This window comes from Streptomyces sp. NBC_01217 (assembly GCF_035994185.1).
GTDB lineage: Bacteria > Actinomycetota > Actinomycetes > Streptomycetales > Streptomycetaceae > Streptomyces.
The window spans coordinates 1,282,624-1,304,979 of record NZ_CP108538.1; the positions used below are offsets into that span (position 1 = coordinate 1,282,624).

Below are 22,356 nucleotides of genomic sequence, written 5' to 3' on the forward strand. Positions count from 1 at the left end.
GCCCGCCGATCACCGATCACCGATCACCGATCACCGATGTACGACATGCCCTGATTCAAGAAGACCGATGAAGAACCGATGAGACGCCGAGGAAAGAGAAACCGATGAGACGCCGTACCCTGCCCGCCCTGCTCCTCCCCCTCGCCCTGCTGCTGGCCGCCTGCGGCGGGGCCACGTCCGCCTCCACCACGGGCGACACCGACGGGAAGGGCAGCGTCACGCTCAACATCGGTGACCAGAAGGGGGGTTACGAGGCAATCCTGCGCGCCTCGGGTGAACTGGACGATCTCGACTACCGGGTCAAATGGTCGACCTTCACCTCGGGACCACCTCTCCTCGAAGCGGTCAACGCCAAGGCCGTGGACATCGGGGGCGTCGGCAACACCCCGCCGGTCTTCGCCGCGGGTTCCGACTCCAAGGTCGTCGTGGTGGGCGCCAGCCACGGTTCGTCCGCGGGCGAGGCGCTCGTCGTCCCGAAGGACTCTCCGCTGCGGAATCCGGCGCAGCTCAGGGGGAAGTCGATCGCGGTGGCGCAGGGCAGCTCGGCCCACTACCAACTGGTTGCCTCGCTGAAGGAGGCGGGGCTCAGTGTCTCGGACGTGAAGCTGAACTACCTTCAGCCGGCCGATGCCCTGGCCGCGTTCAGCCGGGGCAAGGTCGATGCCTGGGCCATCTGGGATCCGTACACCTCGCAGGTGCTCCGCACCACGAAGGCCCGGGTGCTGACCACCGGTGAGGGCGTCGTGAACGGCCTCAGCTTCCAGGTGGCCTCGCCCTCCGCGCTCAAGGACGCCAAGAAGGCCGAGGCCATCGGTGACCTGCTGGCCAGACTGCAGCGGGCGCAGGACTGGGTGTTCAAGCACCCCGAGGCGTGGGCGAAGGTCTGGGCGAAGGAGACCGGACTGCCGTACGAGGTGGCCCTCGACGCGGTCAAGCGCAGTTACGGGACCCGGGTGCCGGTTGCCATCGATCCTGCCGCGATCGCCTCCGAGCAGGCGATCGCCGACACCTTCGCCGATCTGAAGCTCATCCCGCGGCGCTTCACCTTCAAGGAATACGTCGACACCCGCTTCAACCGCGATCTGCCCCCGTCCTCCACAGCTCCCCGTTCGTACGGAAAGGCCTCGTCATGAATGTTCATCTGCACTGGTTCCTGCCCACCGGCGGCGACGGCCGTACGCTCGTCGACCGGCACGCGTACACCGACGGCGGGATCAAGCGGGACCGGATCACTCCGGTGAGCGGGGTGCGCGCGCCCGACATCGAGTATCTGGCGCAGATCGCCAAGGCCGCCGAGCAGCTGGGGTTCGAGGCCGTGCTGACGCCCACCGGGACCTGGTGCGAGGATGCCTGGCTGACGACCGTGGCACTGGCCCAGCACACCGAACGGCTCAAGTTCCTCGTGGCGTTCCGGCCCGGCGTGATCTCGCCGGTGCTCGCCGCGCAGATGACCGCGACGTATCAGCGGATCACCCGGGGGCGGCTGCTGCTCAATGTGGTGACGGGCGGCGACTCCACGGAGCAGCGGCGCTTCGGGGACCATCTGGACCATGACCGGCGCTATGCGCGGACCGCCGAGTTCCTCTCGGTGGTACGGGGTGCGTGGAGCGGGCGGCCGTACGACTTCGACGGCGAGCACCACCAGGTGGAGGGCGGGCTGACCGCGCTGCCGCCGGACCCGCTGCCGGACATCTTCTTCGGCGGGTCGTCGGCGGCGGCCGGGCCGGTGGCCGCCGTGCACGCCGATGTCCATCTGACCTGGGGCGAGCCACCGGCCGCCGTGAAGGAGAAGATCGACTGGATCCGCGGGCTGGCGGAGGAGCGGGGTCGTACGGTCCGCTTCGGCATCCGGCTGCACACCATTTCCCGCGACTCGTCGCGGGAGGCGTGGGGGACGGCCGACCGACTGCTGGGCGATCTCGATGCCGAGACGGTCGCTGCCGCTCAGCAGGCGCTGGGGCGGAGCGAGTCGGTGGGGCAGCAACGGATGCTGGCGCTGCACGGCGGTTCGCGCGACAGGCTGGAGATCGCGCCGAATCTGTGGGCGGGCGTCGGTCTCGTGCGAGGCGGTGCGGGCACCGCGCTGGTCGGGAGCCATGCGGAGGTCGCCGACCGGATCGAGGAGTACCACGACCTGGGTGTGGAGCACTTCGTGCTGTCCGGATACCCGCACCTTGAGGAGGCGTACTGGTTCGGTGAGGGGGTGACGCCCGAGCTGGCGGCGCGTGGTCTGCTGTCGACCGTGCCTGCGTCGCCGTTGCTCGGGGTGCCTGCGGTGAACGGCCGGCCGGCGTCCGCGCCGGGCGGTGCTCCGCTGCTGATCGCCGGGGGCCGCTGAGCGAGGCGGTGCGGCGGTGAGCCGGAAGGCCGTGCCGGTCCGTCCGCCGGTGTGAGGGGAATCGCGACAGATCGCGGGAAGATCCTCACCCCCGAAGAAGTTGGTAGAAGCGTGAACAACTTCGGGGTGGCCGCAGCGCGCACGGTCGATGTCGTCGTGATAGGCGCCGGACAGGCAGGACTGTCCGGCGCCTATCACCTGCGGCGCACCGGGCTGGAGCCAGACCGTGACTTCGTCGTGCTCGACCATGCCCCGCACCCCGGTGGCGCCTGGCAGTTCCGCTGGCCCTCGCTGACGTACGGCAAGGTCCACGGCATGCACGCGCTGCCCGGCATGGAACTCACCGGAGCCGATGACAGCCGGCCCTCCTCCGAGGTGATCGGCGAGTACTTCGAGACGTACGAGCGCACCTTCGGCCTGCGCGTCCACCGGCCGGTCGACGTGAGCGCCGTGCGTGAGGGCGACGGCGGACGGCTCCTCGTCGAGACGTCCGAGGGTACGTACGCCGCCCGCGCTCTGATCAACGCCACGGGCACCTGGGACCGGCCGTTCTGGCCGCGTTACCCGGGCCAGGAGACCTTCCGGGGGCGGCAGCTGCACACCGCGAAGTACCCGGGGCCGGCCGAGTTCGCCGGGCAGCGAGTGGTGGTGGTCGGCGGCGGCGCCTCCGGTACGCAGCATCTGATGGAGATCGCCGAGGTGGCGGCGGAGACGTACTGGGTGACGCGCCGGCCGCCGGTGTTCCGGGAGGGGCCGTTCGGCACGGACCAGGGGCGGGCCGCCGTGGCGATGGTGGAGGAGCGGGTGCGGCGCGGGCTGCCGCCGCAGAGTGTGGTGAGCGTGACCGGACTGCCGCTCACCGATGCGATCCGGCGCGCCCGCGAGGAAGGCGTGCTCGACCGGCTGCCGATGTTCGACCGCATCACGCCGACCGGCGTGGCCTGGGACGACGGCCGGACCGTCGAGGCGGACGTCATCCTCTGGGCGACCGGGTTCCGGGCCGCCATCGACCATCTGGCACCGCTGAGACTGCGCGAGCCGGGCGGCGGAATCCGGGTCGAGGGCACGCAGGCGGTACGGGACGAGCGCATCCATCTCGTCGGCTACGGCCCGTCCGCCAGCACGATCGGCGCCAACCGGGCGGGGCGGGCGGCGGTGCGGGCGATCACACGGCTGCTGGACGGGAGCGGGGAGCGGACGGAGACGGAGCATGAGACGGGGACGGAGTCGGATCCGGACGGGGAGTTCGCGTCTGTCCTGGTGTGACGGTGCGGGTCCTCAGCCGCCGGATGCGCTGCGGCGGTTGCGGTTGAACTCCTCCACGTTTCTCTGCTGTTCCGCGTAGTCGGCGGTGAAGCGGGTGTCCCCGGGCGCGACCGTGACGAAGTACAGCCACGGTCCGGGCATGGGCGTGATCGCCGCCGTCATTGCCTGCTCCCCCGGGTTCCCGATGGGCGTGGGCGGCAGTCCCTGGTGCTCATAGATGTTGTACGGGCTGTCGATCTTCGTGTCACTGGTGGTGGTGTCCAGAGTGCTGCGGTTCAGCGCGTAGTTGAGCGCGGAGTCCATCTGGAGCGGCATGCCCCGGTCGAGCCGGTTGTAGATGACCCTGGCGACCTTGCCCATGTCGCTCTCGGTGTCCGCCTCGGCCTGCACGATGCTCGCGATCGTCACCGTCTGGTACACCGTGACGCCGTGGCGCTGCGCGCCTGCGGTGATGTGGTCCGTGCCGAACCGCTTGACCGCCGTGTCGACCATGTACCTGAGCAGGCTCTGCGGGGTGGTGTGGGAGGTGATGGGGTACGTCGCCGGGAAGAGGTAGCCCTCGTGATTACCCTTCGCCTCGGCCGGGAGCGGAAGATCCGCCGTGGCTGCGGTTTTTTCGGTGGTGCCGGGTGAGATGGCCAGCGTCCTGTCGACTGCGGCGTACACCTGGGACGTCCGCCATCCTTCGGGGATCACCAGGGGGCGGGCCCGCTCGGCCACCGGCCTCCGTGTCAGCAGCGGTACGAGGACGGCCACTGCCAGAGCGAGCACGAGAACGGCGCCGATCAACAGCACCAGACGGCCGCGCCGGGTCGGGCGGACAGGGCGACGGGGCAGGGTGCCCGGGAGCTCGTTCACCATGCGGGCACGCTATCCCGCCATATGGAGCCCCCACCTTGACGACACGAGGCCCCACTCCGATGCCAGAACACACGAACAGGGGATCGGATGTTCGCTGGAACGCGTGATCGTTTCGCTGTTCATTGCTCAACTCCCCTGCGCCGGATGATGATTACGGGGCGCAAGCGACGGGCTGCAGACCGCGACTGCGCAGTCCCACATATGCACCACGCACAAGGAGAAACACCGGATGAACCTCATCACCAACCTGCTCGCCGGCATCGTCCACTTCGTGGGTTGGCTCGTCTGACCACCGCTTCGCACGGCGCCGTCGCTCCCCGTCCCACGGGAGCGGCGGCGTCGCCGCGTATACGACCTCGACAGCGGCTCGCCGAACCCCGCCCACGGTCAGTTCGCCGCTGGGGTCAGTTGGCCGTCCCGACGGAGCAGGGCGGCATAGCGGCCGTCCCGCTGGAGGAGGTCGTCGTGGCTGCCGCGCTCGGCGGTGCGGCCGCCGTCCAGGACGACGATCTGGTCGGCGTCGCGGACGGTGGAGAGCCGGTGCGCGATGGTGATGGTGGTGCGGCCCGCCGAGAGCGCGTCGATCGCCTTCTGAACGGCGAATTCCGTACGGGTGTCGAGGGCGCTCGTCGCCTCGTCGAGCACCAGGACGGGTGGGTCGCGCAGGATCGTACGGGCGATGGCGAGGCGTTGTTTCTCGCCGCCCGAGAAGCGGTAGCCGCGCTCACCGACGAGGGTGTCGTAGCCGTCGGGCAGGGAGGCGATGTGGTCGTGGATCTGCGCCGCACGGGCGGCGGCCTCGATCTCGGCGTCGGTGGCATCCGGCTTGGCGAAGCGGAGGTTGTCGGCGACCGAGGCGTGGAAGAGGTAGGTCTCCTGGGAGACCACTCCGACGGCCCGTGCCAGGGTGTCGAAGTCCAGATCGCGTACGTCGACGCCGTCGAGCGTGACTCGGCCTCCCGTGACGTCGTAGAGCCTGGGCACCAGATAGCTGAGTGTGGACTTCCCGGAGCCGGTGGGTCCGACGACGGCCAGGCTGCCGCCGGCCGGCACGGTCACATCGATGCCGCTGAGGGTCGGGCCGCTCTTCTCGTCGTAACTGAAGTCGACGTCCTCGAAGCGGATCTCGCCGTGGATCTTCTCCAGCCGGACGGGGTTCTCGGGCTCGGTGATGTCCACCTTCAGATCGAGGTACTCGAAGATCCGCTGGAAGAGCGCGAGGGACGTCTGCATCTGCACCCCGGTGGAGAGCAGGCTCACGGCGGGCCGGAAGAGGCCCTGCTGGAGCGAGACGAAGGCGACGAGCGTGCCGATGGAGACGGCGGGGCCGCCGGACTGCAGGGCCAGGCCTGCCGCCCAGTAGATGACGGCGGGCATGGCGGCCATGACGATGCCGATCGTCGACATCCGCCACCGCCCGGCCATGCTGGAGCGCACTTCGAGGTCGACCAGCTTCTCGGACTCCTCGGCGAAGCCCTTGGTGAGGGAGTCCGCGCGGCCCATCGTCCGGCCGAGCAGGATGCCGCTGACGGAGAGCGACTCGGTGACCGTGGCCGCCATGGCGGCCATCTGCTTCTGGCGCCGGGTGGTGATCCTCTTGCGCTCACGGCCGACCTTGCGGCTGATCCAGACGAAGACCGGCAGCAGGAGGAGCGAGACCAGGGTGAGCCGCCAGTCGAGCGCCAGCATGGCGACGACCGTGGCGACGACCGCGGTGAGATTGGAGACCAGCGACGTCGCGGTGGAGGTGACGGTCGCCTGCATGCCGCCGATGTCATTGGCGATGCGGGACTGCACCTCGCCGGTGCGGGTCCTGGTGAAGAAGGCGAGCGGCATCCGCTGGAGCTGGGCGTAGACCGCGGTGCGCAGGTCGTGCATGACGCGCTGGCCGACCGTGGTGGAGATCAGGGTCTGCAGGACGCCGAAGATGCTGTTGATCACCGCCGTGGCGATCATGCCTAGGGCGAGCAGCGACAGCAGCCCCGTACGCCCCTGGGGGATGGCGGTGTCCAGGATCTCGCGCAGCAGGAACGGCGAGGCGACCGACACCAGCGACGAGGCGCCGACGAGCAGCCCGACCAGGGCGAGCCGGCCTCGGTAGGGGTGGAAGAGGCGCAGGATGCGGCGCAGCTCGGCGGGCGGGCGGCTGCCGTCCCGGGGCGGGGGTGTCCAGGTGATTTCTTCGGGTTTCATGGGCTCCTTCGTCAGGCGTGCGGCTGCGGGACTCGGCCGGGTGATTCGGCCGGGGAGTCAAACTTTTGGGAGCATAGCTCATTGTTACCTATGCTCACAATGAACCAGGTCCTGATATTGTTCCCGCATGGACTCCTCCGACGCCGATGGCGTGCTCGCCGAACAGTTGCTGCGGGTGACCCGCAGGCTCCAGCGGATTCAGAGCCGCCAGCTGGAGCCGATCGGTATCACTCCCGCACAGTTCCGGCTGCTCCGCACCGTGGCGCATTACGACGGTCCGCCCCGGATGGCGGATCTCGCGCAGCGCCTGGACGTCGTCCCGCGCGCCGTGACGAGCCTGGTCGACGGCCTGGAGGCGAGCGGCCGGGTACGTCGCACCCCCGATCCGGACAGCCGCCGGGTGGTCCGGATCGAGATCACCGAGGAGGGCCTCGCCACCCTCCGGTCGCTGCGCGACGCGCGCCGGGCCGCCGCAGAGGAGATCCTGGCTCCATTGACCGCCGATCAGCGCGAGGTGCTCGGCGGGCTGTTGTCCGCCCTGGTCAACGGAATGCCGGAGCGCCGCTGCTGAACCCGTGCGGATGCGCGTACACCCGACGGGTGCTGCGTGCGTGCCGTCTCCGGACCGAACCAGACCGGACCGAACAGGACCGGACCGGACCGGACCGAACAGGACCGAACCGAATCGCCGAGGAGCGCTCGACATGCCGCTGCTGGAGCCGAAGCCGGAAGCACTCCGCCCAGGTGCGGTGCGCACTCCGTCCCAGGACCGGGTCCCCGACCGGCAGGCTCCGGGCACGCCCGAACCGCTGCGCGGCGAGCTGACCGCCCTGCTCGGGCCGAAGAAGGTGCTGTGGAAGGTCTCCGACCTGGTGAAGTACGCCTCCGACGCCAGTCCCTACCGGTTCGTCCCCCAGGTCGTCGTGGTCCCCGAGGACATCGACGACATCTCGGCGATCCTGTCGTACGCGCACGGCAAGGGCCGCGATGTCGTCTTCCGGGCGGCCGGGACGAGTCTGAACGGCCAGGCCCAGGGCGAGGACATCCTGGTCGACGTCCGCCACCACTGGGCGGGCATCGAGGTCCTGGACGGCGGCGCGCAGGCCCGCATCCGCCCCGGGACCACGGTCATGCGCGCCAACGCCACCCTCGCCCGGCACGGCCGGCTGCTGGGGCCAGACCCGGCCAGCGCCATCGCCTGCACGATCGGCGGGGTCGTCGCCAACAACGCCTCCGGAATGACCGCGGGAACGACCCGTAATTCGTACCGCACCGTCTCCTCCCTCACCTTCGTGCTGCCGAGCGGCACGGTCGTCGACACGGGCGACCCCGCGGCGGACGAGGATCTCGCCCATGCCGAGCCGAGGCTGTGCGAGGGGCTGCTGGCGCTGAAGGCGGAGATCGAGGCGGACGCCGGACTCACGGCCCGGATCCGCGCCAAGTACGAGATCAAGAACACCAACGGCTACCGGCTCGACGCCTTCCTGGACGGCTCGACGCCCGTGGAGATCCTGCGCGGTCTGATGGTCGGCTCCGAGGGCACCTTCGGCTTCATCTCCGAGGTCGTGTTCGACACGCTGCCGCTGGACCGCCGCGTCTCCAGCGCCCTGCTGTTCTTCCCCTCGCTGACCGCGGCGGCGGCCGCCGTGCCGCGCTTCAACGAGGCCGGGGCGATCGCGGTGGAGCTGATGGACGGCAACACGCTGCGCGCGTCGGTGAGCGTCCAAGGAGTTCCAGCGGACTGGGCCGGGCTGCCCAAGGAGACCGCGGCGCTGCTGGTGGAGTTCCGGGCTCCGGACGAGGCGGTCCAGGAGGCGTACGAGCGGGCGGCGGCGGCCGTGGTCGAGGGGCTCGACCTGGTCGCACCCGTGGCCTCGGTGACCAATGAGTTCACGCGTGACGCCAAGGCCATCGGGGGCTACTGGAAGGCCCGCAAGGCGTTCGTCACGGCGGTCGGCGGCTCCCGGCCCTCGGGTACGACGCTGATCACGGAGGACTTCGCGGTGCCGCCCTCCCGGCTGGCCGATGCCTGCGAGGCCCTGCTCGGACTCCAGGCGGAGCACGGCTTCGACGCCGCCGTCGCCGGCCACGCGGCCCACGGCAATCTGCACTTCCTGCTCGCCTTCGACGCGGCGAAGGCGTCCGACGTCGACCGCTACGCCGCGTTCATGGAGGACTTCTGCCGGCTGACGGTGGAGCGCTTCGACGGCTCCTTGAAGGCGGAGCACGCCACAGGACGCAATATCGCGCCCTTCCTGGAGCTGGAGTGGGGCCCGAAGGCGACCGAGCTGATGTGGCGCACGAAGCAGATCATCGACCCCGACGGCGTACTGGCGCCCCGGATCGTCCTCGACCGCGACCCGAGGGCCCATCTGCGCGGGCTGAAGACCATCCCCGAGGTCGAGCCGGTGGCCGACCCCTGCATCGAGTGCGGCTTCTGCGAACCCACCTGCCCCAGCCATGACCTGACCACCTCGCCGCGTCAACGGATCGTGCTGCGCAGGGAGATGATGCGTCAGCAGGGCGGTTCACCGGTGGAGGTGCAGCTGCTCGACGCGTACGGCTATGACGCCGTCGACACCTGCGCGGGCGATTCGACCTGCAAGCTCGCCTGCCCGGTCGGCATCGACACCGGCGCCATGATGAAGGACTTCCGTCACCAGCGGCACTCGCCGCGCGAGGAGCGGATCGCGGCGCTCACCGCGAAGAACTTCAAGGCGGTGGAGGCGGCGGCGCGGCTCGCGGTCGCCGCGGCCGACCGCATCGGTGACCGGATCGGTGACGGACCACTGGAGAGGCTCACCGGGCTCGCCCGCAGGGCCGTACGCCCCGATCTGGTGCCCGAGTGGCTGCCCGAGATCCCCGGCGCCGCCGCGCGGAAGCTGACGCGTACCTCCCGTGCCGGGGCGAGCGCCGTCTACTACCCGGCGTGTGTGAACCGTATCTTCGGCGGCCCCGAGGGCCATCGCGGCCCGTCGCTGCCGCAGGCTGTCGTCGCCGTGTCCGCCCGCGCCGGAAAGCCGGTATGGATCCCGGACGATGTCGCGGGGACCTGCTGCGCGACGATCTGGCACTCCAAGGGGTACGACGAGGGCAATGCCGTGATGGCCAACCGCATCGTGGAAGCGGCCTGGGGCTGGACGGCCGGCGGAAAGCTGCCGCTCGTCGTCGACGCCTCGTCGTGCACGCTGGGCATCGCCCACGAGGTGGTCCCGTATCTCACCGATGACAACCGCGCGTTGCACCGCGAGCTGACCATTGTCGATTCCCTGGTCTGGGCGGCCGACGAGCTCCTTCCAGAGCTGACGGTGCTCCGCCGCATCGGTTCGGCGGTCCTGCATCCGACCTGTTCCATGCAGCATCTGGACGACGTGGCACAGCTGCGTACGGTCGCCGAAGCCTGTGCGGAGGAGGTCGTGATCCCTGACGACGCCGGGTGCTGCGCCTTCGCGGGCGACCGCGGCATGCTGCACAAGGAGCTGACGGCCTCCGCGACGGCGAAGGAGGCCGCCGAGGTCGACGCGCGGGAGTACGACGCGTATCTCTCGGCCAACCGGATGTGCGAGATCGGCATGGACCGGGCCACGGGGCGGTCGTACTACTCGGCACTGATCGAGTTGGAGCGCGCCACCCGCCCGGGCCCCGTGGTGCGCTGATCACCGGACCGCCCGGCAGACCGGAGGGTCGGGGCGCAGGTACGCGAGCCGAGGGCCGGGGTTGACGCGGCGGTCCGGCCCGTGGGCCGGGACCGCCATTGGCTTGTCCGTCAGCCGGCGCTGACGGAGTAGGAATGGGCGCCGGCACCGGCGAGGGCGCCCTTGTCGACGATGCGGTATTCCTCGCGCAGCGGGCTGCCGGAGAGGAAGGACTCCAGGATCTCGCGGGTGCCTGCGGCGTATCGGGCCTGCGCGGAGAGGGAGGTACCGGAGATGTGCGGGGTCATGCCGTGGTGGGGCATGGTCCGCCAGGGATGGTCGGCGGAGGCGGGCTGGGGATACCAGACGTCGCCCGCGTAGCCGGCGAGTTGTCCGCTGCGCAGGGCGCGGTCGATGGCTTCGGGGTCGGTGATCCTGGCGCGGGCCGTGTTGATGAGGTAGGCGCCGCGCTTCATGGTGGCAAGCAGTTCGTCGCCGAAGAGTCCCTCGGTCTCCGGGTGGAGAGGTGCGTTGATGGTCACCACGTCGCAGTGCGGAACCATCTCGGCTGCGCTCTCGTGCCAGGTGAGACCCAGTTCCTGCTCGACGGCGGCGGGGAGCCGGTGGCGGTCGGTGTAGTGGAGGCCGACATCGAAGGGGGCGAGGCGACGCAGGACGGCGAGGCCGATGCGGCCGGCCGCGACGGTGCCGACCTGCATGCCTTCCAGATCGTAGGAGCGGGCGACGCAGTCGGCGATGTTCCAGCCGCCGTCGAGGACCACCTGATGGGAGGGGAGGTAGTTGCGTACCAGGGACAGGGTCATCATGACCACGTGTTCGGCGACGCTGATGCTGTTGCAGTACGTGACCTCTGCGACGGTGATGCCCCTGGCGATGGCCGCGTCGAGGTCGACATGATCGGAGCCGATGCCCGCGGTGATGGCGAGCTTGAGGTTCTTCGCCTTCGCGATGCGTTCAGCGGTCAGGTAGGCCGGCCAGAAGGGCTGGGATATGACGATGTCGGCGTCGGCCAGTTCCTGGTCGAAGACCGAGTCGGCGGCGTCCTTGTCCGAGGTGACCACCAGGGTGTGGCCGCGGGACTCCAGGAAGTGCCGCAGGCCCAGTTCACCGGAGACACTGCCGAGGAGGTGACCGGGGGTGAAGTCGATGCCCTGGGGGGTGGGGGTGCTCTGGCCACCCGGGTAGTGGTCGATCTCGGGCAGATCATCGCGGGCGTAGGACTTCGGGTAGCCGTCGGTGGGGTCGTCGTACAGCACACACAGCACCTTTGCCATGACTGCGGCTCCTCATCCGTTGGTGCGGGAAGGTGCCCCAACAGTCCTCGCGTCGGCGTCCGGTGGTCAAAATGAATCTTTCTATGCCGTCATAGGACTCCGCTATCCGGGCGATACGGCTGCTGAAGATGCTGGTCGAGCAGGTGATCAAGGGCTTCACGGACGCCCGCCTCACTCGCCGTTCTCAGCAATTCCCTGGCCAGGGCGGGTTCGGGAGTCCGGTCGGCGATGACGAGCCCGACGCGCTGGCCGTTCGCCGGGATCTCCAGGGGGACGACCCGCATACCGTCCGGGACCCCGAACATGTGCAGCCAGGCGTGAGAGATCACGCTCGACCAGTGCCCTGCGGTCAGATGCGCGTAGAGCGCGGCGACGGAGTCGGTCTCCACGGCGGGAGCGACCGCGCCCGCACCGTCCGCCGCGAAGTACTCGTCCATGATGCGGCGGTTGCGCATCTGCGGTGACAGCAGACACAACGGCAGTGCCGCGATCTCTCCCCAGCGGGTGGTCTCCTTGCCGTCCATGGGGCCGCCGCGAGGGGTCAGAAGCAGGTATCGCTCCTCGTACAGAGGTGCCTTGCGGACGTGAACGAGGCTGTCGTCGTCGAGGTAGGTCAGGGCGATGTCGACTTCGAACTCCGCCAGCCGGTGATTGATGTCGCGTGAGGAAAGCGATTCGAGCGAGATCCGTGCCCGAGGGTGCCGGTCCAGGAACGGGGTGGTCAGCAGCGGAGCGACGGTCAGAGCGGTGGGTATGGCTCCCATCCGCAGCGTGCCCGCCAAGCCGCCCCGCGCCGCTGACAGCTCCTGCCGCAACGCGTCCCGCTCCGCCAGGACACGGTGCGCCCACAGCAGCACCCGCTCTCCTTCCGGTGTCAGCCCCTCGAACCGGCGGCCCCGCCGCGCTATAGGAACATCCAGTTCATGTTCCAGCTTGCGTATGGCCGCCGACAGCGAGGGCTGCGAGACGAAACAGGCGGCCGCGGCACGTCCGAAGTGCCGCTCTCTGGCCAACGCCACCAGATACTCCAGCTGTCGTAGCATCGCCTGCTCCCTCACTGTGGCCCACTCCCTGCGGACGGGCTCTTCCCTGACGCAACTGCCGTCATCCCTCCGGCGACGTGCCGGATGCGGGCGCGGTGGCCTCGGGCATCGCGTGGGCGCCGACCCACACGCTGGTGATCGCACCGACGTAGCGGGCGCCGCAGTAGTCGGAAGGCACCACCAGTTGGCTGCCTTCCCTCTCCAGACTCCGCCCGTCCAGCACGGCGCCCAGGAGGACGGGAAGGTTGCCGAAATCGGCGTCGATCTCCGCCCACGAGAGCACCGTATGGTGCCCGTCACCGCCGGTGACGGCGACCAAAAATCGGGCCCGGTCCTTACGACGCCGGTGACCCACAGCGGGCCAGGCGTCAGCGATGACCTCACGGAGCAGCGGACCCTCGAAGGTATGCCGCTGCGGCCCGCGCTTGGCGCAGTTGAAGACCACGTCGACCCGGTGCTGTTCCCATCGCTCCCGCAAGTCGGCCACGGTGAGCAGGACCGGCCGCGCCGGCTCACCCCGCAGGAGCAGGGACTTGCCGAGTCACCGATCGCCGGTGGGCGCTGCGCCTGTACGGGGCATCGGATCGCCTCCTTGGAAAACCAGCATGAAAGTCGCCACTCACGGCATGCCCGGCAACCACACGGCAGAACCTCATCTGCCAGCCAAGAACAACATTCCATCTCGCTGATATACGGAATCCCTCGTCTTTGGCTGGCAAAAGCAAGGGTCACCGAATGGACGGCAGGTCTCGCCCAGACCGCCAAGGGGCACGCCATCCGGCCGGAGCACGGCGTCCCCTCCACGCCCTGCCCGGACGTATCGCGACCTTGGCGCGATACGTACCGTTCGTGGAGAAAACCAATTGCCCCGACGGGCGTCCCGGGGCGAACCTTGCACGGTTTGAGTCATTCACCGAACAAACCGTCACACCGAACCATGGGACGTCATGCAGATTCGCGATCTTCCGTACTCGGATCCCGGCGATCCCGATGTCCGGTCAGGCCCACGCTTCTTGTTCTGGCTCGGCCGCAATCAGCTGCGCGGCCAGCTCAAGTCCATGTCCTGGGGGCTGTTGCACCAGTGTTCCCTCGCCGGGCTGCCGCTTGCCGTCGGTCTTGCCGTACAGGCGGTCGTGGACCGTTCCGGCAGCCGCCTGGCGTGGGCGGGTGGCCTGATCGCCGCCCTGGGCGTGCTGATCGCGGTGGGCGACACCATGCTCCACCGGACCGCCGTCACCAACTGGATCACCGCCGCCGCGCGCGTTCAGCAGCTCCTTGCCCGTAAGACCGCGGAGCTCGGCGCGGCGCTGACCCGCCAAGTCGCAGCGGGCGAGGTCGTCGCGGTGTCCACGGGTGACGTGGAGAAGATCGGCTGGTTCGTCGAGGCGCTCTCCCGCTTCGCGGCTGCCGCGGCCACCCTCGTACTGATCTGCGTGGGGCTCATCGTCTACATGCCGTCGCTGGGCGTCCTGGTGGCTCTCTCCATGCCCCTGCTGGCCCTGGCCGTGCTGCCGCTGCTCCCCCGGGCCACGCGGCGCGCCGACCGCCAGCGCGAGAAGGCGGGCAAGGCCACCGAACTGGCCTCGGACACCGTCGCCGGACTGCGGGTCCTGCGCGGGATCGGCGGCGAGGAGCTGTTCCTGGACCGCTATCGCAGTGCCTCGCAGGAGGTCCGCAAGGCCGCGGTGCGCAGTGCGCGGATGTGGTCGCTGATCTCTGCGATCCAGGTGCTGCTGCCGGGCATGCTGCTCATCTCGCTGGTCGTGTACGGGGCGACTCTGGCCCGCGACGGCCGGATCGAGGTCGGCCAGCTGGTCACGGTGTACAGCGCGGCCGCACTGATGCTGTTCCCGCTGCGCCACTTCGAGGAGATCGCGATGGCGTACTCCTTCTCGCGGCCCTCCGCCCAGCGCGCGGTCCGGGTGCTGTCGCTGCACCGCACGGCCCAGCCGTCGACCGTCGACGCCACTGCGACCGGCGATCTGTACGACCCGGCAACCGGGCTGATGGCCCCGGCCGGTCTGTTCACCGCGGTGGTCTGCGGCGATCCGGACGAGGCGGGGCGGCTGGCCGAGCGGCTCGGCGGCCATGCGCACACGGACGCGGAATCGGATGCCGGCGCGGAATCGGACGAGCACGTGCACGAGCAGGAGCGCGAGCACAAGGACGCGGACGTCGGCACGACGGAGCGGAAGGCCCCGTCCGTCCTGCTCGGTGGCGTACCGCTGGACGAACTCCCGCTGGACTCCGCCCGGACCGTCGTACTGGTCCAGGACAAGGACCCGGTCCTGCTCTCCGGCACGCTGCGCGAGCTGCTCGACGTGCCGTCGTCCGGCCGGGTGAGCGCCGAGGAAGCGCTGTCGGCCGCCCAGTGCGGCGATGTGCTGGACTCCCTGGCGCAGGCGTCCGTCGCCACGGACGCCGATCCGATGACGACCCGCATCACCGAACGCGGCCGGTCGCTCTCGGGCGGTCAGCGCCAGCGGCTCGCGCTTGCCCGCTCATTGGTGACCGACCCGGAGGCGCTGGTTCTGGACGAGCCGACCTCCGCCGTCGACTCGCACACGGAGGCCCGGGTCGCCGCCGGAATCAAGGAACTGCGCCAGGGCCGTACGACCGTGGCGTTCGCCTCGTCACCGCTGCTGCTGGACCTAGCGGACCGGGTGGTGCTGGTGCACCGGGGCACCGTCGTCGCGGTCGGCACCCACCGTGAGCTCCTGCACACGGTCCCCCGCTACCGGGCGGTCGTGACGCGTGAGACGGACGACGAGATCGCGGCCCTGACCCATGGGGACGTGGTCAAGAGGATCAACACGATCGAGGAAGTCGAGGAACGGGCATGATCGGCGTCGCAGAACCGGCGTACGACCCGGCCGCACCGGAGTCGGCCACGACCCTTCCGGTCGGCACCCCCACCACCGTACGGAGCTATGTACGGGAGCTGCTGCGGCGCCACCGCGGGCCGTTCGCCGTGCTCATCGCGTTCAACGCCGTCGCGGTGATCGCCTCGATCGTCGGCCCGTATCTGCTGGGCGGGCTGGTCGAGGACCTCTCCGACGGTGTCACCGACCTCCATCTGGAGCGCACCGCGGGGGTGTTCGCGCTCGCGCTGATCGTGCAGACCGTGTTCACCCGGATGATGCGCCTGCGCAGCGCGATGCTCGGTGAGGAGATGCTGGCCGATCTGCGCGAGGACTTCCTCGTACGCTCGGTCGGGCTGCCGCCTGGTGTGCTGGAGCGGGCCGGGACCGGTGATCTGCTCTCCAGGATCACCACGGACATCGACCGGCTGGCCAACGCGATGCGTGAAGCCGTGCCGCAGCTGGCGATCGGCGTGGTGTGGGCGGGGCTGCTGATGGCCGCGCTCGCCGTGACGGCTCCGCCGCTGGCGCTCTCGGTCCTGGTCGCCCTGCCCGTACTGATCCTCGGCTGCCGCTGGTACTTCAGGAGGGCGCCGTCCGCGTACCGTTCGGAGGCCGCCGGATACGCCGCTGTCGCGGCGATGCTCGCGGAGACCGTGGATGCCGGACGGACCGTGGAGGCCCACCGCCTGGGTGCGCGCCGGGTGGCTCTGTCGGACCGGCGGATCAAGGAGTGGACGGCGTGGGAGCGTTACACGCTCTTCCTGCGTTCCGTGCTCTTCCCCGTCATCAATGTCACCTATGTGACGATTCTGGGCGCGGTGCTGATGCTCGGCGGCTGGTTCGTGATCGAGGGCTGGCTGACCGTGGGGCAGCTGACGACGGGTGCGCTGCTGGCGCAGATGATGGTCGACCCGCTCGGCCTGATCCTGCGCTGGTACGACGAGTTGCAGGTCGCTCAGGTGTCGCTGGCGCGGCTGGTGGGCGTCCGGGACATCGAACCGGACGCGGGCGATGCGGAGGTCGTCCCGGACGGCCGCGATGTCCGGGCCGACGAAGTGCACTTCGGCTACCGCGCCGGGCTGGACGTCCTGCACAAGGTGTCGTTGGACGTCGCACCGGGTACGCGCCTGGCCCTGGTCGGGCCGTCCGGCGCGGGCAAGTCCACTCTGGGCCGGCTGCTGGCCGGGATCTACGCCCCGCGCACGGGTGAAGTCACGCTCGGTGGCGCGGAGTTGTCGCGCATGAAGGCAGAGCGCGTACGCACGCATGTGGCGCTGGTCAACCAGGAGCACCATGTGTTCGTCGGTTCGCTGCGGGACAACCTCCTGCTGGCCCGGACCGGCGCCGACGACGCCGAGCTGTGGGCGTCGCTCGCGGCGGTAGACGCGGACGGCTGGGCGAGGGCGCTGGACGGGGGGCTGGACTCCGAGGTCGGCTCCGGCGGCCTGGCACTGACACCCGCCCAGGCCCAGCAGATCGCGCTGGCCCGGCTCGTCCTGGCCGATCCGCACACGCTGGTGCTGGACGAGGCGACATCGCTGCTGGACCCGCGGGCCGCCCGGCACCTGGAGCGCTCGCTGGCCCGGGTGCTGGACGGCCGTACGGTCGTGGCGATCGCCCACCGGCTGCACACCGCTCACGACGCGGATGTGATCGCGGTGGTCGAGAGCGGCCGGATCAGCGAGCTGGGCAGCCATGACGAGCTGGTGGCGGCGGACGGCGCCTATGCGGCGCTGTGGCGGTCCTGGCACGGCTGAGCAGTCTGCCGGGGGCCGGAGTCCCGGGGACCGGAGCGGGTTGCGGCGGTCAGATGAAGTTCAGGGCCGCCGCCCCGCCCACTCCCCCGAGCACCATGAACGCCGGCATCAGCACCTTCAGCTCCACCCAGCTGCCGGCCCGGAACCGCATGGCCTTCGGCGGCCCGATCGGGTACCAGCGCTTGCGGCCCAGCGGGATGGGCCACAGGATCGGGCAGCCGGAGACGGTCAGCGCGTCGCCGATGTCATGGACGAGGGCGCCGAGGACGATCGGCAGCCCGAGCCAGAGGTACTCCTGGCCGGGCGCGCTGAAGAGCCAGTCCGAGCCGTTGCCCGGCTTGTCCAGGACGCCCGCAAGGATCCAGGCACTGGTCGCGCCGAGCAGCCAGACCAGGACGTCGCTGGACATCCGGGCGGCCCGCCACAGCAGTCCCTCGACGGCGAGCACGAGGTGGACGAAGAGAATCGCGAGGACCGCCCACCGGCCCCCGGTGATCGCCGCGGCGGAGGCCCCGGCGCCGATCAGGACCGCCCACAGCCAGGTGTGGGTCAGGGTCCGGTGGCCGCCGTTCCTGCGCGGGTCCCCGGAGCCCCGGGTCGCCTTGTAGACGGCGTACGAGAGCTTGTCGACGATCTCGCAGAGCCCCCGGGAGACCGGACCGAAGGCGCGCGAGATGGTCGCGGACTTGTGGTCGAGGTCCGGGGCGAGCGCGGCTCCGGCGGTGATCAGCGCGCCGACGACGAGCACGGGCCACGGCATCGTGTGGCCGGCGGCGGCCGCCGCCGCGCCCACCCCCAGCCAGGCCGCCGCCCCTGACAGAGAGTGTGCCGGTCCCATCATGGTTCTTCCGCCCCCAAAGATCGTGCGGCCGCCATCGCCGTTGCGATGCGGCCGAGTTGAGTGGGCAGCGTATCGTCCGTGATCTTCGCACGGTCCTCCGGTTCCCTCATCCGGGCGGAAGGCAGGCAAGATGGGGGGCGTGACCCTTATCGATCAGCTGCCCCCGACCGCCGACCCGGACGCCCTCTTCGAGGCCTTCTCGTCATGGACCGAGACCCAGGGCATCTCCCTCTACCCTGCCCAGGAGGAGGCGCTGATCGAGGTGGTCTCCGGCGCGAACGTGATCCTTTCCACCCCGACCGGCTCCGGAAAGAGCCTGGTCGCGGCGGCCGCGCACTTCACCGCGCTGGCCCAGGACAAGGTCACCTTCTACACCGCGCCGATCAAGGCGCTGGTCTCGGAGAAGTTCTTCGACCTGTGCAAGCTGTTCGGTACGGAGAACGTCGGCATGCTCACCGGTGACGCCTCGGTCAACGCCGACGCCCCGGTGATCTGCTGCACGGCCGAGGTGCTGGCCTCCATCGCGCTGCGCGACGGGAAGTACGCCGACATCGGTCAGGTCGTGATGGACGAGTTCCACTTCTATGCGGAGCAGGACCGGGGCTGGGCCTGGCAGATCCCGCTCCTGGAGCTGCCGCAGGCCCAGTTCATCCTGATGTCGGCCACGCTCGGTGACGTCAAGATGTTCGAGGGGGACCTGACCCGCCGCACCGGCCGCCCCACCTCCGTGGTGCGTTCCGCGACCAGGCCGGTGCCGCTCAGCTACGAGTACCGGCTGACCCCGATCACCGAGACCCTCACCGAGCTCCTGGAGACCAGGCAGTCGCCGGTCTACATCGTGCACTTCACCCAGGCCGCGGCCGTCGAGCGGGCGCAGTCGCTGATGAGCATCAACATGTGCACCAAGGAGGAGAAGGAGAAGATCGCCGATCTGATCGGCAACTTCCGCTTCACCACCAAGTTCGGCCAGAACCTCTCCCGCTATGTGCGCCACGGCATCGGGGTGCACCACGCAGGCATGCTGCCGAAGTACCGGCGCCTGGTGGAGAAGCTCGCCCAGGCGGGTCTGCTGAAGGTGATCTGCGGTACGGACACCCTCGGCGTCGGCGTCAACGTGCCCATCCGCACCGTGCTGTTCACGGCACTCACCAAGTACGACGGCACTCGCGTGCGTACGTTGCGCGCCCGTGAGTTCCACCAGATCGCGGGGCGTGCGGGCCGGGCCGGATTCGACACGGCGGGCTTCGTCGTGGCGCAGGCGCCCGAGCACGTCATCGAGAACGAGAAGGCCGTCAAGAAGGCGGGCGACGACCCGAAGAAGAAGCGCAAGGTGGTCCGCAAGAAGGCCCCCGAGGGCTTCGTCGCCTGGTCGGAGACCACCTTCGACAAGCTGATCCAGTCCGATCCGGAGCCGCTGACCTCCCGTTTCCGGGTCACGCACACGATGCTGCTGTCCGTGATCGCGCGCCCCGGCAACGCCTTCGAGGCGATGCGGCATCTGCTGGAGGACAACCACGAGCCGCGCAGGGCCCAGCTGCGTCACATCCGCCGGGCCATCGCGATCTACCGCTCGCTGCTGGACGGCGGTGTCGTGGAGCAGCTCGACGAGCCGGACGCGGAGGGCCGTATCGTCCGGCTCACCGTCGATCTCCAGCAGGACTTCGCGCTCAACCAGCCGCTGTCCACCTTCGCGTTGGCCGCGTTCGACCTGCTGGACCCCGAGTCCCCCTCGTACGCGCTGGACATGGTCTCTGTCGTCGAGTCGACGCTCGACGATCCGCGGCAGATCCTGGCCGCCCAGCAGAACAAGGCGCGCGGCGAGGCGGTCGGGCAGATGAAGGCGGACGGCGTCGAGTACGAGGAGCGCATGGAGCTGCTCCAGGAGGTCACGTACCCGAAGCCGCTGAGCGAGCTGCTGTGGCACGCGTACGACGTGTACCGCAGGAGCCACCCGTGGGTGGGTGACCACCCGGTGTCGCCGAAGTCCGTGATCCGCGACATGTTCGAGCGCGCCATGACGTTCACGGAGTTCACCTCCAACTACGAGCTGGCCCGCACCGAGGGCATCGTGCTGCGCTATCTCGCGAGTGCGTACAAGGCTCTGGAGCACACCATTCCGGACGACATCAAGTCCGAGGATCTTCAGGACCTGATCGCCTGGCTCGGTGAGATGGTCCGGCAGGTGGACTCCAGTCTCCTCGACGAGTGGGAGCAGCTCGCCAACCCGGAGGTGGAGACCGCCGAGGAGGCGCAGGAGCGGGCCGACGAGGTCAAGCCGGTCACGGCCAACGCCCGCGCCTTCCGGGTACTGGTGCGCAACGCGATGTTCCGCCGGGTGGAGCTGGCCGCGCTGGACAGGGTCGGCGACCTCGGCGAGCTGGACGGCGACGCGGGCTGGGGCGAGGACGCGTGGGGCGATGCGATGGACGCCTACTGGGACGAGTACGAGGATCTGGGCACCGGTCCGGACGCCCGCGGGCCGAAGCTGCTGAAGATCGACGAGGACCCCGCGCACGGTCTGTGGCGGGTGCGGCAGACGTTCGCCGACCCGAACGGCGACCACGACTGGGGCATCAGCGCCGAGATCGATCTGGCGGCCTCGGACGAGGAGGGCCGGGCGGTCGTCCGCGTCACCTCCGTCGGTCAGCTGTGAGCGCGTACGCCAGGGCGGCGGCGCCGCTGCGAGAGTGGAGACGAAACGCATGACGAACCCCGCCGAGCGCCTGGTCGATCTGCTCGACCTGGAGCGGATCGAGGTCAACATCTTCCGCGGGCGCAGCCCCCAGGAGTCACTGCAGCGGGTCTTCGGCGGGCAGGTCGCCGGACAGGCGCTGGTGGCGGCGGGCCGTACCACCGACGGGGAGCGGCCGGTGCATTCGCTGCACGCCTACTTCCTGCGTCCGGGGCGTCCGGGTGTGCCGATCGTCTACGACGTCGAGCGCATCCGGGACGGCCGGTCGTTCACCACCCGCCGGGTCACGGCCGTGCAGCAGGGCCGGACGATCTTCAGTCTGACGGCCTCCTTCCACCGGCCGGAGGAGGCGGGCTTCGAGCACCAGCTGCCGCCCGCCCGCGAGGTCCCGGACCCCGAGGAGCTGCCGACCGTCGCCGAGGAGGTGCGTGAGCACCTCGGGGCGCTTCCGGAGGCGCTGGAGCGGATGGCCCGCCGGCAGCCCTTCGACATCCGGTACGTGGACCGGCTGCGCTGGACGCAGGAGGAGACGAAGGGCGCGGACCCGCGAAGCGCGGTCTGGATGCGTGCGGTCGGCCCGCTGGGCGACGACCCGCTGGTGCACACCTGTGCGCTGACGTACGCCAGTGACATGACGCTGCTCGACGCGGTCCGCATCCCGGTGGAGCCGCTGTGGGGCCCGCGCGGTTTCGACATGGCGTCGCTGGACCACGCGATGTGGTTCCACCGGCCGTTCCGGGCGGACGAGTGGTTCCTCTACGACCAGGAGTCGCCGATCGCGACGGGCGGACGCGGGCTGGCGCGCGGCCGGATCTACGACCGCGCGGGCAATCTGCTGGTGTCCGTGGTGCAGGAGGGGCTGTTCCGTCCGTATGCCGCAGGCCATACGGACTCCGTGGCGCCTCGCCCCTGAACCCCTGACGGCTGCCGCGCCCCCGGGGTGCGGCAGCACTCTCGCTTCAGCCGTCGGTCGGCCGGGGTGAGGGAAGCGTTCCCGAGCAGGTGGCCCGGCCGAACCCGCCGTCAGCCGTGGCGCTCTGGACGTGGCGCCCGCTGATGGCGAGGGTGCAGGTGGCGCGACTGCCGTGCTCGCCGAGGGTGATGCTGACGACCGGGTCCTGCCCCAGCGGGATCTGGACCGTGGTGCGCCAGGGCAGCCGGGCGCCGGAGACCGTCCTGGCCCTGCCGTTCTCGCTCGCCCCCTGATAGCTGAGATCGACTCGCCCCTCGCCGGTCACCTCGTACGTCACCGAAGCGGTCGGCACGCTCCGGCGCGGCTTCTCGTCGTCGCCACCCAGGATGCCGTAGAGGGCGAACCCGCCGCCGCACAGGGCCAGCGCCACTGCGGCCGCGATCACTCCGGCGCGGCCGGAGCCCAGGCGACGGAATCCGGCCACGCCCGCCCCGGAAGCGTCGGACCCGTCCGGCCCAGGTCCCCCGGGCTCCGCCAGGGGCTTGTGCACTTCCCGGGTGCTACTGCTCATGAAATCTCTCCCCCTGGGCGCGGCCCGAACACCGACGTGACGCCCCAGATCCAAGAGCGGCGGGCCAGCCTGTGTCAAGTGGCGGGC

The 22,356-nt window shown here is 70.0% G+C and carries 16 protein-coding genes; 9 read left to right on the forward strand and 7 right to left on the reverse strand.

Annotated features, from left to right (window positions below; translation table 11 throughout):
- Nucleotides 1-104 precede the first annotated feature (104 nt).
- The 3 genes from OG507_RS05405 (at nucleotide 105) to OG507_RS05415 (ending at nucleotide 3,604) form a co-directional block, all read left to right on the forward strand.
- Nucleotides 105-1,133 (forward strand): ABC transporter substrate-binding protein, encoded by a 1,029-nt coding sequence (locus OG507_RS05405; RefSeq protein ID WP_327365975.1) that lies wholly within the window; start codon nucleotides 105-107, stop codon nucleotides 1,131-1,133.
- Nucleotides 1,130-2,338 carry an LLM class flavin-dependent oxidoreductase gene (locus OG507_RS05410; protein ID WP_327365976.1) on the forward strand — a complete coding sequence of 403 codons (1,209 nt, stop codon included), beginning with the start codon at nucleotides 1,130-1,132 and terminating at the stop codon, nucleotides 2,336-2,338. Before OG507_RS05405 ends, OG507_RS05410 begins: the two co-directional genes overlap by 4 nt.
- A gap of 111 nt (nucleotides 2,339-2,449) precedes the next feature.
- Nucleotides 2,450-3,604: an NAD(P)-binding domain-containing protein gene (locus tag OG507_RS05415; RefSeq protein ID WP_327365977.1), complete on the forward strand. Its 1,155-nt coding sequence runs from the start codon at nucleotides 2,450-2,452 to the stop codon at nucleotides 3,602-3,604.
- A 12-nt stretch (nucleotides 3,605-3,616) separates the two neighbouring features.
- On the opposite strand, the gene mltG is transcribed toward OG507_RS05415, so the two are convergent.
- Together mltG and OG507_RS05425 are read right to left on the reverse strand one after the other, a co-directional pair.
- Nucleotides 3,617-4,465: an endolytic transglycosylase MltG gene (gene mltG, locus OG507_RS05420; protein WP_327365978.1), complete on the reverse strand. Its 849-nt coding sequence runs from the start codon at nucleotides 4,463-4,465 to the stop codon at nucleotides 3,617-3,619.
- Nucleotides 4,466-4,852: 387 nt separating this feature from the next.
- On the reverse strand, nucleotides 4,853-6,658 hold the full coding sequence (locus OG507_RS05425; RefSeq protein WP_327365979.1) for an ABC transporter ATP-binding protein: 1,806 nt from the start codon (nucleotides 6,656-6,658) through the stop codon (nucleotides 4,853-4,855).
- A gap of 127 nt (nucleotides 6,659-6,785) precedes the next feature.
- Here OG507_RS05425 and OG507_RS05430 point away from each other — a divergent pair, with 127 nt between their 5' ends.
- Together OG507_RS05430 and OG507_RS05435 are read left to right on the forward strand one after the other, a co-directional pair.
- Nucleotides 6,786-7,229, forward strand: coding sequence for a MarR family winged helix-turn-helix transcriptional regulator (locus tag OG507_RS05430; protein WP_093893433.1), 444 nt, complete (start codon nucleotides 6,786-6,788; stop codon nucleotides 7,227-7,229).
- Between the two features lie 133 nt (nucleotides 7,230-7,362).
- Nucleotides 7,363-10,314 carry an FAD-binding and (Fe-S)-binding domain-containing protein gene (locus OG507_RS05435; RefSeq protein WP_327365980.1) on the forward strand — a complete coding sequence of 984 codons (2,952 nt, stop codon included), beginning with the start codon at nucleotides 7,363-7,365 and terminating at the stop codon, nucleotides 10,312-10,314.
- A 110-nt stretch (nucleotides 10,315-10,424) separates the two neighbouring features.
- Here OG507_RS05435 and OG507_RS05440 read toward each other — a convergent pair whose 3' ends face one another.
- The 3 genes from OG507_RS05440 to OG507_RS05450 form a co-directional block, all read right to left on the reverse strand.
- A complete protein-coding gene (locus OG507_RS05440) occupies nucleotides 10,425-11,588 on the reverse strand; it encodes an NAD-dependent formate dehydrogenase (RefSeq protein WP_327365981.1) in 1,164 nt (387 codons plus the stop codon).
- An 89-nt stretch (nucleotides 11,589-11,677) separates the two neighbouring features.
- Complete coding sequence (locus tag OG507_RS05445; RefSeq protein WP_327365982.1) at nucleotides 11,678-12,631, reverse strand: LysR family transcriptional regulator; 954 nt, start codon at nucleotides 12,629-12,631, stop codon at nucleotides 11,678-11,680.
- A gap of 61 nt (nucleotides 12,632-12,692) precedes the next feature.
- Nucleotides 12,693-13,160 carry a molybdopterin-dependent oxidoreductase gene (locus tag OG507_RS05450; RefSeq protein ID WP_327371873.1) on the reverse strand — a complete coding sequence of 156 codons (468 nt, stop codon included), beginning with the start codon at nucleotides 13,158-13,160 and terminating at the stop codon, nucleotides 12,693-12,695.
- Nucleotides 13,161-13,578: 418 nt separating this feature from the next.
- Between OG507_RS05450 and OG507_RS05455 the strand changes: the two genes are divergently transcribed.
- Nucleotides 13,579-15,474 (forward strand): ABC transporter ATP-binding protein, encoded by a 1,896-nt coding sequence (locus tag OG507_RS05455; RefSeq protein WP_327365983.1) that lies wholly within the window; start codon nucleotides 13,579-13,581, stop codon nucleotides 15,472-15,474.
- The gene (locus OG507_RS05460; protein ID WP_327365984.1) at nucleotides 15,471-17,252 is read left to right on the forward strand and encodes an ABC transporter ATP-binding protein; all 1,782 of its coding nucleotides are present in this window, start codon (nucleotides 15,471-15,473) and stop codon (nucleotides 17,250-17,252) included. The genes OG507_RS05455 and OG507_RS05460 overlap by 4 nt, the downstream gene beginning before the upstream one ends.
- Before the next feature lie 49 nt (nucleotides 17,253-17,301).
- On the opposite strand, the gene OG507_RS05465 is transcribed toward OG507_RS05460, so the two are convergent.
- On the reverse strand, nucleotides 17,302-18,093 hold the full coding sequence (locus OG507_RS05465) for a metal-dependent hydrolase (protein ID WP_327365985.1): 792 nt from the start codon (nucleotides 18,091-18,093) through the stop codon (nucleotides 17,302-17,304).
- A gap of 139 nt (nucleotides 18,094-18,232) precedes the next feature.
- Here OG507_RS05465 and OG507_RS05470 point away from each other — a divergent pair, with 139 nt between their 5' ends.
- Together OG507_RS05470 and OG507_RS05475 are read left to right on the forward strand one after the other, a co-directional pair.
- Nucleotides 18,233-20,746 carry a DEAD/DEAH box helicase gene (locus OG507_RS05470; RefSeq protein WP_327365986.1) on the forward strand — a complete coding sequence of 838 codons (2,514 nt, stop codon included), beginning with the start codon at nucleotides 18,233-18,235 and terminating at the stop codon, nucleotides 20,744-20,746.
- Between the two features lie 49 nt (nucleotides 20,747-20,795).
- Complete coding sequence (locus tag OG507_RS05475; protein WP_327365987.1) at nucleotides 20,796-21,698, forward strand: acyl-CoA thioesterase; 903 nt, start codon at nucleotides 20,796-20,798, stop codon at nucleotides 21,696-21,698.
- Nucleotides 21,699-21,744: 46 nt separating this feature from the next.
- On the opposite strand, the gene OG507_RS05480 is transcribed toward OG507_RS05475, so the two are convergent.
- A complete protein-coding gene (locus OG507_RS05480) occupies nucleotides 21,745-22,269 on the reverse strand; it encodes a hypothetical protein (RefSeq protein ID WP_327365988.1) in 525 nt (174 codons plus the stop codon).
- Between the last annotated feature and the right edge of the window lie 87 nt (nucleotides 22,270-22,356).

Excerpts from the sequence above, each read along its gene's own strand:
- OG507_RS05480 (WP_327365988.1), bottom strand. The coding sequence starts at position 22,269 with ATGAGCAGTAGCACCCGGGAAGTGCACAAGCCCCTGGCGGAGCCCGGG.
- OG507_RS05410 (WP_327365976.1), top strand. The coding sequence starts at position 1,130 with ATGAATGTTCATCTGCACTGGTTCCTGCCCACCGGCGGCGACGGCCGT.
- OG507_RS05405 (WP_327365975.1), top strand. The coding sequence starts at position 105 with ATGAGACGCCGTACCCTGCCCGCCCTGCTCCTCCCCCTCGCCCTGCTG.
- OG507_RS05445 (WP_327365982.1), bottom strand. The coding sequence starts at position 12,631 with ATGCTACGACAGCTGGAGTATCTGGTGGCGTTGGCCAGAGAGCGGCAC.
- OG507_RS05440 (WP_327365981.1), bottom strand. The coding sequence starts at position 11,588 with ATGGCAAAGGTGCTGTGTGTGCTGTACGACGACCCCACCGACGGCTAC.
- OG507_RS05435 (WP_327365980.1), top strand. The coding sequence starts at position 7,363 with ATGCCGCTGCTGGAGCCGAAGCCGGAAGCACTCCGCCCAGGTGCGGTG.
- OG507_RS05465 (WP_327365985.1), bottom strand. The coding sequence starts at position 18,093 with ATGATGGGACCGGCACACTCTCTGTCAGGGGCGGCGGCCTGGCTGGGG.
- OG507_RS05475 (WP_327365987.1), top strand. The coding sequence starts at position 20,796 with ATGACGAACCCCGCCGAGCGCCTGGTCGATCTGCTCGACCTGGAGCGG.
- OG507_RS05460 (WP_327365984.1), top strand. The coding sequence starts at position 15,471 with ATGATCGGCGTCGCAGAACCGGCGTACGACCCGGCCGCACCGGAGTCG.
- mltG (WP_327365978.1), bottom strand. The coding sequence starts at position 4,465 with ATGGTGAACGAGCTCCCGGGCACCCTGCCCCGTCGCCCTGTCCGCCCG.
- OG507_RS05430 (WP_093893433.1), top strand. The coding sequence starts at position 6,786 with ATGGACTCCTCCGACGCCGATGGCGTGCTCGCCGAACAGTTGCTGCGG.
- OG507_RS05425 (WP_327365979.1), bottom strand. The coding sequence starts at position 6,658 with ATGAAACCCGAAGAAATCACCTGGACACCCCCGCCCCGGGACGGCAGC.
- OG507_RS05455 (WP_327365983.1), top strand. The coding sequence starts at position 13,579 with ATGCAGATTCGCGATCTTCCGTACTCGGATCCCGGCGATCCCGATGTC.